We start from the raw sequence: 13,331 nt of genomic DNA on the forward strand, positions 1-13,331 counted from the left end.
GGATGATCCGGGTGTTCCTGCTCGACGACCACGAGGTCGTCCGTCGTGGCCTGGCCGACCTGCTGCAGAGCAGCGGCGACATCGAGGTGGTCGGCGAGTCCGGCTCCGCGCAGGAGGCGTCCCGCCGCATCCCGGCGCTCCGCCCCGACGTGGCGATCCTCGACGCGCGGCTGCCCGACGGCAACGGCATCGACGTGTGCCGGGACATCCGCGCCGTGGACTCGTCGATCAAGGGGTTGATCCTCACCTCGTACGAGGACGACGAGGCGCTCTTCGCGGCGATCATGGCGGGCGCCGCCGGCTACGTGCTCAAGCAGATCCGCGGCACCGACCTGGTGGACGCGGTCCGGCGGGTGGCGGCCGGGCAGTCCCTGCTCGACCCGGCGATCACCACGCGGGTGCTGGAGCGGATCCGCAGCGGCGTCGAGCAGCCGCGCGAGCTGAAGTCCCTCACCGAGCAGGAGCGGCGGATCCTGGAGTACGTGGCGGAGGGGCTCACCAACCGGGAGATCGCCGGCAGGATGTTCCTCGCCGAGAAGACGGTGAAGAACTACGTGTCCAGCGTGCTGGCCAAGCTCGGCCTGGAACGGCGCACGCAGGCCGCGGTGCTGGCCACCCGGCTCCTCGGCAAGAACCACTGAGCCACCGGCAAGAATTACTGAGGCGCCCGACGCCCCGCCCGCTCAGTCGCGCAGCGGGACGCTCCACCGCAGCTCGGTGCCGTGTGGCGTGACCCGGCCGAGCCGGAAGTCGCCGCCCAGCCGCTCGGCCCGCTCGCGCAGGTTCACCAGGCCGCTGCGGGCCGCCTCCGGGTCGCAGCCCACCCCGTCGTCGGTGACCGTGACGCTCACCCACCCGGCGTCGACGCGCACCCGCACCGACACCCGGTCGGCGTGCGCGTGGCGTACCGCGTTGGAGAGCGCCTCGCGGAGCACGGCGGTGAGTTCGGGGCGGAGCTGGTCGGGGACGGCGCTGTCGATCGGGCCGATCAGCTCCAGGTCGGGCCGGTGGCCCAGCGACTCGGCGGCCACCTCGATGGCCTCGCGGATCTCGGTGCGCAGCGCCGCGCTCATCGGGGTGCGCAGCTCGAAGATGGTGCGGCGGATGTCGCGGATGGTGGCGTCCAGGTCGTCGACCGCCTGGTTGATCCGCTTGGCCACCTCGGGGCGGGCGTTCATGGCCCCGCTCTGCAACTGCAGGCCGGTGGCGAACAGCCGCTGGATCACCACGTCGTGCAGGTCGCGGGCGATCCGCTCGCGGTCCTCCAGGACCACGAGCAGCTCCCGCTCCTCCTGGCCCCGGGCCCGTTCCATGGCCAGCGCGGCCTGACCGGCGAAGCTGCCCAGGAGGGCCAGGTCGTCCTCGGCGGCCGGACCGCGGTCGGGCCGGTGCGCGATGACCAGCACGCCGTGCAGGGTGTCCGCCGCGGCGAGGGGGGAGACCACCGCCGGTCCGGCGACGACCGGGTGTGACCAGGGGGCGGCCTCGGCGAGGTTCTCCAGCAGCTCGTGACGGCGCTCGGTGACCGAGCCGACGAAGGTGGTGTCGTCGGCCGGGAGCACCGCGCCGACCAGCTTCCGGGCGGCGGTGTCGTCGGCGCCGTCGACCACCTCGACGGTGAACTGGCGCTCGTCCTCGTCGTAGAGCAGCACGAGGGCCAGCTCGGCCCCGGCGACCTCCCGGGCCCGCCGGGCGACCAGGGCCAGCGCGTCGGTGCGGCGGACCTCGCCGAGCAGCACCGAGGTGATCTCGGCGGTCGCGGCGAGCCAGCGTTCCCGCCGGTGCGCCAGCGCGTAGAGGCGGGCGTTCTCGATGGCCACGCCGGCCGCCGCGGCGAGCGCGACCACGATCTCCTCGTCGTCCTCGGTGAACTCGGCGGCGCCCTGTTTCTCGGCGAGGTAGAGGTTGCCGAAGACGTGGTCGCGGATCCGCACCGGGACGCCGAGGAAGCTGTGCATCGGCGGGTGGTGCGGCGGGAAGCCGTAGGACCGGGGGTGGCGGGTGATGTCCGGCATGCGCAACGGGCGGGGGTCGTCGATGAGCAGGCCGAGCACGCCCCGCCCGTGCGGCAGCTCACCGATCTCGGCGTGCAGCTCGGCGCTGATGCCGTGGACGATGAAGTCGTGCAGCAGCCGGTCGGCGCCGATCACGCCGAGCGCGCCGTAGCGGGCGCCGACCAGCTCACAGGCCGACTCCACGATCCGCTGCAGGGTGCTGCGCAGGTCCAGGTCGGAGCCGATGCCGACGACCGCGTCGAGCAGGGCGCGGAGCCGCTCCCGGTTGGTGACCACCTCACCGACCCGGTCCAGCATCTCCTGGAGCAGCTCGTCGAGCCGCACCCGGGACAGCGGGGTCAACCCCAGCGACGGCGTGACGTGCTCGTTGCGGCGGTTCGGTGCGTTGGCCACCGGGCGATGCTATCGCCCGGTGGCCGGGCGGAGATCCGTCAGGAGAGCTGGCCGCGGACCGCCGAGGTGTCGACGGTCTGCGCGGTCTCCAGCCGCGGGGTGTGCGGGGGGCCGGCCTGCGTCGGGTCGGCCAGGCCGAGGCGCATCGAGATGTACGGGAAGCCCAGGCCGGACAGCATCTGCCGGAGCGTCTGGCGGGTGCTGTCGACCTCCACCACGCCGGACAGCGGCACCAGCGACACGCCGTGCCGGGTGGCGGTGAGCCAGGCGGCGGAGATGGCCTCGCCGGCGTGCAGCCAGCTGTCCGGTTCGTCGTCGGTGCCCCAGAGGATCGCGTAGCGGGCGGCCCGGTCGTGCCCCTCGCCCACGGGCAGGGTGCCGGGGCCGAAGTCGCGGGCCGGGACGGTGGTCTCGGGGGCGCGCTCCGGCAGCACCTCCGGCGGCAGCCCGGTGCCGGCGGCGGCCCGGCTGGTCCAGTACGCCAGCTCCTCCAGCAGGTCCGGGCTGCCCTTCTCGACCTCTGCCGCCCGCTGGGCGGCGGCGGCCAGCTCGATCTTCTGGTCGTCGTCCAGCACCTGGAGGTTGACACCCTCCCGGGTGGCCGCCCGGTCGATCTCGCTCAGCACGGCGGTGGGGATCGGCTCGTCGCTGACCGGCCGGCGGTCGGTGTGGCGGACCTGCATGCACTGGACCGTCCGCATGGCGTCCGCGTCCGCGCCGGTGGGCTTGAATCCGGTCAGCCGGGCGAGCAGGTCGGGCTGGCTGGGGTCGGGCAGGCGCTCCACCACCGGCGTCCAGCCCTCGGCGGCCAGCGCCACCCGGGCGTGGTGCAGCGCGGCCCCGCAGCTCACCACGAGCAGCCGGCCCTCCGGGTCCATGACGCTGAGGTGACGCTCCCGGACCAGGCGCAGCTCCAGCGCGTCCGGCAACACCGCCCAGTGCCACGGCTGCGTGTTGTGCACCGAGGGCGCGTGGCCGGCCATTCCGGCGGCCTCCGCGAGCGCGGTGGTCAGCGGGCGGTCCGAAGCCGGCGTCTCGTGGCTCATCGTCACGACCTTTCCTGTTTCCCCCATCGTGCCCCCACGCCCGGGTCGCCGGGGTGGGGTTGCCCGCTCCATCCTCGGCCATGTCCGCGGTGGCCGCACGCATCCCACGTCCCGCACCACCGGGCCGTTCGACCCGTGCTCCACCGCCGTCGGGTGGCTCAGCGTTCGCGGACCACGGCGACCGGGCACTGGGCGTGGTGGATGAGCTGCTGGCTGACCGAGCCGAGCAGCATCCCGCGCAGCCCGCCGCGGCCCCGGCTGCCCACCACCACGAGCTGCGCCGTCCGGCTCTCCTCGACGAGCAGCGCCGCGGGGCTGCCCGGGTTCGCCACCACCTCGACCGGCACGTCCGGGAACGATTCCCGCCAGGGGGTCAGGTCGGCCTCGGCGGCCGCCCGCTCGGTGGCGGCGGCCTCCTCCGGGTCGAAGCCCGGCGGCACCCGCCCCTCGGCGGGCGGCTCCCACACGCGCAGCGCGCGCACGGGCACGTCCCGCTGCGCGGCCCGTTCGACGGCGAAGCCGAGCGCCTGCACCGACGACGGCGAGCCGTCCGCGCCGACCACCACGGGCCCGGAGGTGACGGGCCGGCCGTCCCGGACCACGATCACGGGGCAGTGCGCGTGGGCGCTGACGGAGACGGCCGTGGAGCCGGTGAGCAGCCCGCCGAACCCGCCGTGACCCCGGCTGCCCAGCACCAGCATGGCCGCCTCCGCGGAGCGCTCCTGGAGGACCAGCGCGGGCGGGCCGTCGAAGACCTCGCCCTGCACGGTCAGCCCGGGCCGATCGGCGGCGGCGTCCGCCGCCGCCCGGCGGACCAGGTCCTCGACCTGTCGCCGGGCGGTCTCGTCGGGCCAGACGCCGGGGGCCACCCCGGGACCGATCCAGCCGGCCACCGTCAGCCATTCGAAGACGTACGCGAGCCGCACCGGCCGGCCCGAGCGGCCCGCCTCGTCCAGCGCCCAGTCCAGGGCCACCGACGCGTCGGCGGAGCCGTCGTAGCCGACCAGGATCTCGTCGCCGTTCATGCCCCACTCCGCACGGCCGGGTCGGTCTCCCGGATCCAGCGCCACTCGGCGACCCGGGGGTCGTCCTCGCCGTGCTGGCGGGTGTAGTCGCGGCAGGACTGCCGGAGGTCCACCATCTCCTGGCGCAGGTGGGCGGCGCGCGAGCGCAGCCCGGGCAGCCGGTCGATGACGTCGATGACCAGGTGGAAGCGGTCCAGGTCGTTGAGCATCACCATGTCGAACGGCGTGGTGGTGGTGCCCTCCTCCTTGTAGCCGCGGACGTGCAGGTTGTCGTGGTTGGTGCGGCGGTAGGTGAGCCGGTGGATCAGCCACGGGTAGCCGTGGTAGGCGAAGATGACCGGCTTGTCGCGGGTGAAGATGGTGTCGAACTCGCTGTCCGGCAGGCCGTGCGGGTGCTCTGACGGCGGCTGCAGCCGCATCAGGTCGACCACGTTGACGACCCGGACCTTCAGGTCGGGCAGGTGCTGGCGGAGCAGGTCGGCCGCCGCGAGCGTCTCCAGGGTCGGCACGTCGCCGGCGCAGGCGAGCACCACGTCGGGCTCGCTGCCGTCGTCGGTGCTGGCCCAGTCCCAGATGCCCAGGCCGCGGCGGGTGTGCTGGATGGCCTCGTCCATGGTCAGCCAGTTGGGAGCCGGCTGCTTCCCGGCCACCACGACGTTGATGTAGTGGCGGCTGCGCAGGCAGTGGTCCATGGTGGAGAGCAGGGTGTTGCCGTCCGGCGGCAGGTAGACCCGCACGACCTCGGCCTTCTTGTTGACCACGTGGTCGATGAAGCCCGGGTCCTGGTGGGAGAAGCCGTTGTGGTCCTGCCGCCAGACGTGGCTGGAGAGCAGGTAGTTCAGCGAGGCCACCGGCGCCCGCCACGGGATCTGCCGGGTCACCTTGAGCCACTTGGCGTGCTGGTTGACCATCGAGTCGACGATGTGGATGAACGCCTCGTAGCTGGTGAAGATGCCGTGCCGCCCGGTCAGCAGGTAGCCCTCCAGCCAGCCCTGGCACAGGTGCTCGGAGAGCACCTCCATGACCCGGCCGTCGGGGGAGAGGTGGTCGTCGCCGGGGAGCCGGCTGCCGACGAACGCGCGGTCGGTGACCTCGAACGCGGCGCCCAGCCGGTTCGAGGCGACCTCGTCGGGGCCGAACAGGCGGAAGGTCTGCGGATTGTGGGTGATCACGTCCCGGATCCAGGGGCCGAGCGCGCCGGTGGCGCCGGTCATCGGCGAGCCCGGCTCCTTCACGTCGACGGCGTAGTCGCGGAAGTCCGGCAGCTCCAGGTCGCGCAGCAGGAGCCCGCCGTTGGCCACCGGGTTGGCGCTCATCCGCCGATCACCCGTCGGCGGCAGGTCGACCAGCTCGGCGACCGGCGCGCCGGTGGCGTCGAACAGCTCCTCCGGCTGGTAGCTGCGCAGCCACCGCTCCAGCTCGGCCAGGTGCGCCGGGTTGTCGCGGACCCCGTCGATCGGCACCTGGTGGGCGCGGAACGTGCCCTCGACCTGCTTGCCGTCGACGTCCGCCGGCCCGGTCCAGCCCTTCGGCGTACGGAGGATGATCATGGGCCAGCGGGGGCGCTCGATCTCGCCGCCGGTGCGGGCCAGGCGCTGGATCTCGGCGATCTCGTCGACCGCCCGGTCGAGGGTGGCGGCGAGGGTCTGGTGCACCCGGGCCGGGTCGTCGCCCGCCACGACGTACGGCTGGTAGCCGAAACCGCGCATCTGGTCGAGCAGGTCCTCGGCGGGAATCCGGTCGAGCACGGTCGGGTTGGCGATCTTGTAGCCGTTGAGGTGCAGGATCGGCAGCACCGCCCCGTCCCGGGCCGGGTTGAGGAAGACGTTGGACAGCCAGCTTCCGGCCAGCGGCCCGGTCTCCGCCTCGCCGTCGCCGATCACGCAGGCGACCAGCAGGTCCGGGTTGTCGAACGCGGCTCCGTACGCGTGGCTCAGCGCGTACCCCAGCTCGCCGCCCTCGTGGATCGAACCCGGCACCTCCGGCGCCACGTGGCTGGGGACTCCGCCGGGGAAGGAGAACTGCCGGAACAGCCGCTGCATGCCGGTCTCGTCCCGCGCGATGTGGTGGTAGAGCTCGCTGTAGGTGCCCTCCAGCCAGGTGTTGGCCACCAGCGCGGGGCCGCCGTGGCCGGGGCCGGTGATGAAGATGGCGGACAGGTCACGGTCGACGATGACCCGGTTGAGGTGCGCATAGAGGAGGTTGAGGCCAGGGCTCGTGCCCCAGTGCCCCAGCAGCCGGGGCTTGATGTGCTCGGGTTTCAGCGGCTCACGCAGCAGCGGGTTGTCGAGCAGGTAGATCTGCCCGACGCTGAGGTAGTTCGCCGCCCGCCAGTAGGCGTCGAGCCGGCGCAGCTCGTCCTCGGTCAGGGGGCCGTGCAGGTCCAGAGCGGTGTCCATGCTGCGTCAGCCTCTCGCGGCTCGGGGTCTTCTGCCACCCGGGAGCGGACCGGCCGCCCCCGGCACGTCCAGCCTCGTCCTCCGGCCGGCGGGTCGGGCAGGGCCGTAGGTCCCGGGCCGGGCGGGTGTCATGACCCGTCCTCGTCGTCCGGGTCGAGTCCACGGACGACGATCACCGGAGCCGGCGAGTGGTAGAGCAGCGTCTGGCTGACGGCGCCCAGCATGCCCCGCAGCGGCTCGTCGCCGCGCGCCCCCACCAGCGCCACCTGCGCCGAACGGGACTGTTCCACCAGGACGGCGCCGGGGTCGCCGCGGATGGTGTGGCACTCGACGGCCACCCGGGGATGCCGGGCGCCGTACCGTGCGACGGCCTCGTCGAGCAGGCCGTCGTCGCCGTCGGCGTCGTGGCCGGGTTCCGTCACCCGGATGGCGAGCAGCCGGGAGCCGCGGCCCTCGGCGCAGTCGAAGGCGTACGCCAGGGTGGCGCGGGAGCTCTCCGACCCGTCGAAACCGACCAGCAGCGGCCCCTGCGGGGGCGGCTCGGCCCGGGCGACCAGCACCGGGCAACCGGCCCGGGCGGCGAGCTGCACGGACGGCGCGTCGGCCGGCACGCATTCCGGGCAGCCGGCCATGCCGCCGTCGCCGACCGCCAGCAGGAACGCCGAGTCGGAGGCGCGGACCAGTGCCTCGATCGGGTCGCCCTCGACGATCTCGTCGGTGACGGGCAGCGTCGGCGCGGTCTCGGCGGCCACCCGCCCGGCCTGCTCCAGCAGTTCCTCGGCGGCGGCGCGCGGGCCGCTCACGGAGAACGACTCCAGGGCCGCCGCCCAGTTGAAGGCGTGCAGCAGGTGCAGCGGCCGGTCGTGCGCGGCGGCCTCCCCGGCGGCCGTCCGGACCAGCTGGAGGTCCTCCGCCGAGCTGCCCACGCCGACCACCACCGCGCCGTGGGTGGGTGCGGGCATCCCGGCTCACCTCCCGACCGCGATCTCCTCACCCACGGTAGTCGTGGAGGTGTCCGCTCGGACCGGGTCGGCGGAACTGGGACCGACGGAAGGGGTCAGCGGGGGCTGGGCAGGGCGGGGTGGACGCGGACGACCACGGCGGTGGCGTTGTCCTCGCCGCCCTCGGCCAGGCTGGCGGCGAGCACGGCCTGCGCGGTCCGCGCCGGGTCGCGCCGCGCCGCCAGGAGGTCGCGTAGCTGGTGGTACCCGAGCTGGTCGCTCACCCCGTCGGTGCAGAGCAGCCAGGTGTCCCCGCTGCGCAGCGGCACGGCGAGCAGGTCCGGCTCGGGCTTGTCCGGGTGGCCGACGTAGCGCAGCAGCTGGTAGCGGGCCCGGGCCGCCTCCGGCGAGTCGGGTGGCCACCACCCGTGCAGCAGGCCGAGCCAGGCCATGGTGTGGTCGACGGTCACCAGCTCCAGCAGGCCGTCGCGCAGCCGGTACGCCCGCGAGTCGCCGAGCTGGACCAGCCAGCCCTGCCCGCCGTCGGGCTCGGCGATCAGGGCGGTGAGCGTGCAGCCGGTCAGCCCGGCTAGTCCCGCCCCGGCCCGGCGTACCCGGAGCTGGGTCTCGGCCGTGGCGGCGCGCAGCCGGGCGGCGTCGAGGGCCGGCCAGCCGGCGCGGACCTGCGCCACGAAGGTGGTCATGGCGGTGGCGCCGGCGATCCGGCTGCCCTCGCCGTCGCCCATGCCGTCGGCGATCGCGGCCAGCGGCAGCTCCGGGTCGACGTGCAGGACGTCGAAGTTCTCCGCGTAGCGGTGCCCGACCACGCTGCCGCCGGCGATCTCCAGGGTGAGCCGGCCGACGGTCAGCCGGCGGGTGGCCTGGACCGGCTGGTCCAGCGGGCGGCGGCGGAACACCTGCGGACCGTAGCACCGGTCCGGGCCGTGGATCGGCAGGTCGCGGCGACGTGTCGGTCTGTCAACCGGGGTTGACAAACACCCGTCCGTCAACCTAAGTTGACAGCATGAGTCAGGCGACGGAACTCGCGGCGGCGGCCGGTAGCACCGACCCGAAGGTCGGGCTGCGGGCGGTGCTCGCCCTGCGCCGGCTGCTCGAACGGCTGGAGGTGGTCCAGGTGGACAACGCCCGACGGCAGGGCTGGTCCTGGCAGGAGATCGCCGACGCCCTCGAGGTCAGCCGGCAGGCGGTCCACAAGAAGCACGCCGGGCGACCGGCGGTCCGCGGAAGCTGGGAGGCGTGATGTTCGAACGATTCACCGACCGGGCCCGCGCGGTGGTGCACCACGCGGTCGACGAGGCGCGCACCGAGGGCCGGCGGCCGGTCGGCACCGAGCACCTGCTGCTCGGCGTGCTCGCCGACGGCGACAACCTGGCCGTCCGGGTGCTCTCGGCCGGCGGCATCCGGGCCGAGGACCTGCGCGCCGCCGTGGCCCGGCACACGGCGCACGGGGTCGACGGCCTCGGCGCGGCGGACGCGGCGGCGCTGCGCGAGATCGGCATCGATCTCGCCGCGATCGTCGCCCGGATCGAGGAGTCCTTCGGCCCGGACGCGCTGCGCGAGGCGGCCCCCGCCCCGCGCCGGTGGTGGGGTCGCCGCCCGGGCAACGGGCGGTTCTCGCCCCGGGCCAAGAAGGTGCTGGAGCTGTCCCTGCGGGAGGCGCTGCGGCTGCGCCACCACCACATCGGCACCGAGCACATCCTGCTCGGCCTCCTGCGCGAGGGCAACGGGCTGGCCGCGCTGGTGCTCACCGAGGCCGGTGCGGACCTCGACGACCTGCGCCGGCGGGTCGAGGCGGCCCTGCGCACGGCGGCCTGACCGGCCCGGCCGGCCGCCGGCCGGGTTCAAACCTGATTGCGGTCCTCGCAACGTCCGCCGCCGTCGGGTCGCCCAGCCGCCCCGGTTGCTGCACACTTGCGCCGTGGACGGTGGAGACGAGAAGCGCCCGTTGACCGCGGACAACCCCGCACCACGCTCGGCTGTGGTGGTCAACCCGGTCAAGGTGACCGATCTCGACGAGTTCCGCCGGACGGTGGACGGCGCCCTCGCCGCCGCCGGCTGGCCCGAGCCCGCCTGGTACGAGACCACGGTCGAGGACCCGGGCCGGGGCCAGACCGAGGCGGCCGTCGAGGCCGGCGCCGAGGTGGTCTTCGCCTGCGGCGGGGACGGCACCGTGATGGCCTGCGTGACCGCCCTGGCCGGCACCGACGTCGCGCTCGCCGTACTGCCCCAGGGCACCGGCAACCTGCTCGCCGCCAACCTCGGCCTCTCCGGCGATCTCGCCGCCGGGCTGGAGGTCGCCGTCGAGCGGGGCGTGCGCCGGCTCGACGTGGGCGCGGTCGGCGACCGCTGCTTCGCCGTGATGGCGGGGATGGGCTTCGACGCGCAGATGCTCGACTCCACCTCCGAGACGACCAAGAAGCGGATCGGCTGGCCGGCCTACGTGGTGGGGGCGGCCAAGCACCTGCGGGACCGGCCCATGCGGGTCTCCATCCGGATCGACGGCGGGCCGCCGCTGCGCCGGCGGGCCCGCTCGGTGCTGGTCGGCAACGTCGGCCGGCTCCAGGGCGGGGTACGCCTGCTCACCGACGCCGAGCCGGACGACGGCTGGCTCGACGTGGCGGTGCTGACCCCGCGGACGCTCGGCCACTGGCTCGCCCTCGGCTGGGCGGTGGTGCGGCGGAGGGGCAGCGTGCCCCGGATGGAGGTGTTCCGGGCGCGCAAGGTCGAGATCACCAGCAACCGGGCGCAGCCCCGGCAGCTCGACGGCGACCTCATCGAGCCGGGCCGGTCGCTGAAGGTCGAGATCCGGCGCGGGGCGCTCTGGCTCTGCGTGCCGCGGCCGGCCCAGCACCCGGACCTGTCGGTCGACGCCGACGCCGCCGCCGAGCGCGGCGAACGGCTCGTCGAGGGAACCCGGCATGAGTAGCACCAAGCTCGTCCCCGAGACCCGGTTGATGGCGAAGGAGGAGCTCTCCGCCGACGACGCCTGGCACACCCTGCGCCGCCACGGCGGCTGGTGCCTGCTCCGGGACGCCTTCATCCGGTTCCGCTACGGCGACGGCTTCAGCCACTCCCGTGCCTTCGCGTTGCAGCTCTGCCTGGCCGTGGTGCCGTTCCTCATCGCGCTCACCGGCCTCATCACCGACCTCGGCGTCGACGAGGGCGGCAAGGTCGTCGCCGACACGGTGCTGGCGATCACCCCGGGCCAGAGCGAGTCGATGGTGCAGGAACTGCTGGTCGACAGCGAACGCACCGAGGACGCCGGTGAGCTGGCGTTGACCCTCGGCCTGCTGACCGGCCTGGTCGCGCTCACCACGACCATGGCGCAGATCGAGCGGGGCGCGAACCGGATCTACGGCGTCGAGCGGGACCGCCCGGCCCTGTTCAAGTACCTGCGCGCCGCGGTCCTCGCGCTGGTGGCGGGCGTGCCCGCGCTGGCCGGGTTCCTCATCCTCGTCGGCGGCCGGGCCATGGGCGACTCGGTGCGGCGGCACTACGAGTGGGGCGACGTCGCGCACGGGGCGTGGGACGTCATCCGCTGGCCGCTCAGCCTCGGCCTGACCGTGCTCGCCGTGGCGGTGCTGTTCCGGCACGCGCCCCGGCGCAACCAGCCCGGCCTGTCCTGGCTCTTCTTCGGCGCCGGCATCGCCACCGCGCTCTGGTGGCTGGCCAGCCTGCTGCTCGCCGCCTATGTGAAGTACAGCGGCGGGTTCGGGCAGACGTACGGCGCGCTGACCGGCATGATGGCCCTGCTGCTCTGGGCCAACCTGACCGGGATGGCGCTCTTCGGCGGGCTGGCCTTCGCCGCCCAGTTGGAGGCGATGCGGATCGGCGTGGAGGAGCCCGCCCAGCCCGACCTCTGGCAGCCGGAGGCCGAGCGCGAGGAGCTGCTCGACACCGGCGACATGACCGCGCTCTGACGCCGCGCCGGCCTCGAACGTGTACGCGGGGCGCGAATCGGGTACAGCGCGCCTCGCAGCAGACGAGGGGGAGGTGCGGGGTGACCGCGGTCAAGGAGGCGACGCGCCGTCCGCTCGGCCATTTCGCCGAGCGGAGCCTGGCGGGGCTGCTCGTCGTGGCCGGCGCGGGCGTCGGGTTCGGCGTGCTGCTCATGCTCGTCCGGTTCCACTGGGGCCCGCTCTACCGTGCCGACCACGAGGCGGCCGAATGGTTCAACGGGCTCGTGGCGCCGCACCACCCGCTGGTCACCGTGCTCCAGGCGGTCACCGACCTGGGCGGGCGGCCGGTGCTCATCTGGCTGGTCACCATCGCGGTGGTCGGCCTGCTGATCCGCCGCCAGTCCCGGCTGGCCGTCTACCTGATCATCACCGGGGTGGGCGGGCTGATCCTCGACCCGTCGCTCAAGGCGCTGGTCGGTCGGCTGCGCCCGGTGGTGGACGTGCCGGTGGCCAGCGCCCCCGGCAACAGCTTTCCGAGCGGGCACGCGCTCGGCTCGTTCGTCGCGTACGGGGCGCTGCTGCTGTTGTTCCTGCCGGCCGTGGCGCCCCGCTGGCGCAAGCCGGCCATCGCCGTCGCCGGGCTGCTGGTCGTCCTCATCGGGCTGACCCGGATCGCGCTGGGCGTGCACTTCGTCTCGGACGTGCTCGGCGGCTGGCTGCTCGGCGCGGCCTGGCTGGGCATCACGGCGTACGCCTTCCGGCTGTGGCGGCGTGAGCGCGGCCGGCCGGTGCCGCCGCTGACCGAAGGTCTGGAGCCCGAGGCGGGGGAGGAGATCACGCCCGCCCCGGCCGAGGAGCACGTGCTGGAGCATCCCCGCTCGTCGATGGCCGAGCTGCTGGTCGGTTGGGTGCTCGTCTTCGGCGCCCTCTACGCCTTCGGCATGTACGTCAGCTACCACGCCAAGGGCACCGTGTTCGACACGCTGGACACCGAGGTGCCGCACTGGTTCGCCGACCGGCGCACCGACGCGCTCACCGACCTGAGCTGGTGGTGGAGCAAGTTCGGCGACACGCACGCCATCCTGCTGGTCTCGCTGGTGTTCTGCCCGATCGTGCTGGCGATCTGGAAGCGGTGGCGGCCGGTGCTGTTCGTGGTGCTGGCGATGTTCGGCGAGCTGAGCCTCTTCCTGGCCACGGCCCGGGTGGTCGAGCGGCCGCGCCCGCCGGTGGAGAACCTGGACGGGCAGATGCCCACCTCGTCGTTCCCGTCCGGGCACATCGCGGCGACCATCTGCCTGTGGGCCGCCATGGCGATCATCGTGCTGCCCCGCACCGACCGCTGGTGGCGCTGGCTCTTCGTCGCCATGGCCGTGATCATGCCGGTCGGGGTGGCCACCTCCCGGATGTACCGGGGCATGCACCACCCGACCGACTTCATGGGCGCGATCCTGCTCGGCGCGCTCTGGCTCTCGCTGCTCTGGTGGGTGGTGCGCCCCAACGCCGACGTGCGCGCGGGCAACCGGCCGGCCATCGAGTCGGAACAGGTGCACGAACTCGACGACGAGCTGGCCAAGGCCGGCCGGGAGGACTGA

At 74.0% G+C, this 13,331-nt stretch carries 12 protein-coding genes; 6 read left to right on the top strand and 6 right to left on the bottom strand.

Going from position 1 to position 13,331, the window contains the following annotated elements:
• The first annotated feature begins 2 nt into the window (after nt 1–2).
• Entirely contained in the window at nt 3–641 is a 639-nt protein-coding gene (locus ABZS80_RS12860) for a response regulator transcription factor (protein ID WP_355055865.1), read from the top strand.
• A 42-nt stretch (nt 642–683) separates the two neighbouring features.
• Here ABZS80_RS12860 and ABZS80_RS12865 read toward each other — a convergent pair whose 3' ends face one another.
• From ABZS80_RS12865 to ABZS80_RS12890, 6 genes are all read right to left on the bottom strand, one after another.
• Nucleotides 684–2,357: a GAF domain-containing sensor histidine kinase gene (locus ABZS80_RS12865; RefSeq protein ID WP_355056035.1), complete on the bottom strand. Its 1,674-nt coding sequence runs from the start codon at nt 2,355–2,357 to the stop codon at nt 684–686.
• Between the two features lie 89 nt (nt 2,358–2,446).
• Nucleotides 2,447–3,526 (bottom strand): nitroreductase family protein, encoded by a 1,080-nt coding sequence (locus ABZS80_RS12870; RefSeq protein WP_355055866.1) that lies wholly within the window; start codon nt 3,524–3,526, stop codon nt 2,447–2,449.
• An 86-nt stretch (nt 3,527–3,612) separates the two neighbouring features.
• Complete coding sequence (locus ABZS80_RS12875; protein WP_355055867.1) at nt 3,613–4,479, bottom strand: universal stress protein; 867 nt, start codon at nt 4,477–4,479, stop codon at nt 3,613–3,615.
• Entirely contained in the window at nt 4,476–6,878 is a 2,403-nt protein-coding gene (locus tag ABZS80_RS12880) for a phosphoketolase family protein (RefSeq protein WP_355055868.1), read from the bottom strand. Before ABZS80_RS12880 ends, ABZS80_RS12875 begins: the two co-directional genes overlap by 4 nt.
• 128 nt (nt 6,879–7,006) lie before the next feature.
• Nucleotides 7,007–7,840: a universal stress protein gene (locus ABZS80_RS12885; RefSeq protein ID WP_355055869.1), complete on the bottom strand. Its 834-nt coding sequence runs from the start codon at nt 7,838–7,840 to the stop codon at nt 7,007–7,009.
• Nucleotides 7,841–7,935: 95 nt separating this feature from the next.
• Nucleotides 7,936–8,736, bottom strand: coding sequence for a PP2C family serine/threonine-protein phosphatase (locus tag ABZS80_RS12890; RefSeq protein WP_355055870.1), 801 nt, complete (start codon nt 8,734–8,736; stop codon nt 7,936–7,938).
• Between the two features lie 107 nt (nt 8,737–8,843).
• Between ABZS80_RS12890 and ABZS80_RS12895 the strand changes: the two genes are divergently transcribed.
• The 5 genes from ABZS80_RS12895 (at nt 8,844) to ABZS80_RS12915 (ending at nt 13,331) form a co-directional block, all read left to right on the top strand.
• Entirely contained in the window at nt 8,844–9,080 is a 237-nt protein-coding gene (locus ABZS80_RS12895) for an HTH domain-containing protein (protein ID WP_089010418.1), read from the top strand.
• Nucleotides 9,080–9,655, top strand: coding sequence for a Clp protease N-terminal domain-containing protein (locus ABZS80_RS12900; protein WP_355056036.1), 576 nt, complete (start codon nt 9,080–9,082; stop codon nt 9,653–9,655). Before ABZS80_RS12895 ends, ABZS80_RS12900 begins: the two co-directional genes overlap by 1 nt.
• Before the next feature lie 103 nt (nt 9,656–9,758).
• Nucleotides 9,759–10,766: a diacylglycerol kinase family protein gene (locus ABZS80_RS12905; RefSeq protein WP_355055871.1), complete on the top strand. Its 1,008-nt coding sequence runs from the start codon at nt 9,759–9,761 to the stop codon at nt 10,764–10,766.
• Nucleotides 10,759–11,760, top strand: a complete 1,002-nt coding sequence (locus ABZS80_RS12910) for a YihY/virulence factor BrkB family protein (protein WP_355055872.1) — start codon at nt 10,759–10,761, stop codon at nt 11,758–11,760. Before ABZS80_RS12905 ends, ABZS80_RS12910 begins: the two co-directional genes overlap by 8 nt.
• An 80-nt stretch (nt 11,761–11,840) precedes the next feature.
• On the top strand, nt 11,841–13,331 hold the full coding sequence (locus ABZS80_RS12915; protein ID WP_355055873.1) for a phosphatase PAP2 family protein: 1,491 nt from the start codon (nt 11,841–11,843) through the stop codon (nt 13,329–13,331).

Origin of the sequence: Micromonospora sp. NPDC005305, from assembly GCF_040607315.1 — a bacterium.
Classification (GTDB): domain Bacteria; phylum Actinomycetota; class Actinomycetes; order Mycobacteriales; family Micromonosporaceae; genus Micromonospora.

What these genes read in the sequence shown, in the direction of transcription:
- ABZS80_RS12860 (WP_355055865.1), top strand. Translation starts at nt 3, where the DNA reads ATGATCCGGGTGTTCCTGCTCGACGACCACGAGGTCGTCCGTCGTGGC.
- ABZS80_RS12870 (WP_355055866.1), bottom strand. Translation starts at nt 3,526, where the DNA reads ATGGAGCGGGCAACCCCACCCCGGCGACCCGGGCGTGGGGGCACGATG.
- ABZS80_RS12875 (WP_355055867.1), bottom strand. Translation starts at nt 4,479, where the DNA reads ATGAACGGCGACGAGATCCTGGTCGGCTACGACGGCTCCGCCGACGCG.
- ABZS80_RS12880 (WP_355055868.1), bottom strand. Translation starts at nt 6,878, where the DNA reads ATGGACACCGCTCTGGACCTGCACGGCCCCCTGACCGAGGACGAGCTG.
- ABZS80_RS12885 (WP_355055869.1), bottom strand. Translation starts at nt 7,840, where the DNA reads ATGCCCGCACCCACCCACGGCGCGGTGGTGGTCGGCGTGGGCAGCTCG.
- ABZS80_RS12895 (WP_089010418.1), top strand. Translation starts at nt 8,844, where the DNA reads ATGAGTCAGGCGACGGAACTCGCGGCGGCGGCCGGTAGCACCGACCCG.
- ABZS80_RS12900 (WP_355056036.1), top strand. Translation starts at nt 9,080, where the DNA reads ATGTTCGAACGATTCACCGACCGGGCCCGCGCGGTGGTGCACCACGCG.
- ABZS80_RS12910 (WP_355055872.1), top strand. Translation starts at nt 10,759, where the DNA reads ATGAGTAGCACCAAGCTCGTCCCCGAGACCCGGTTGATGGCGAAGGAG.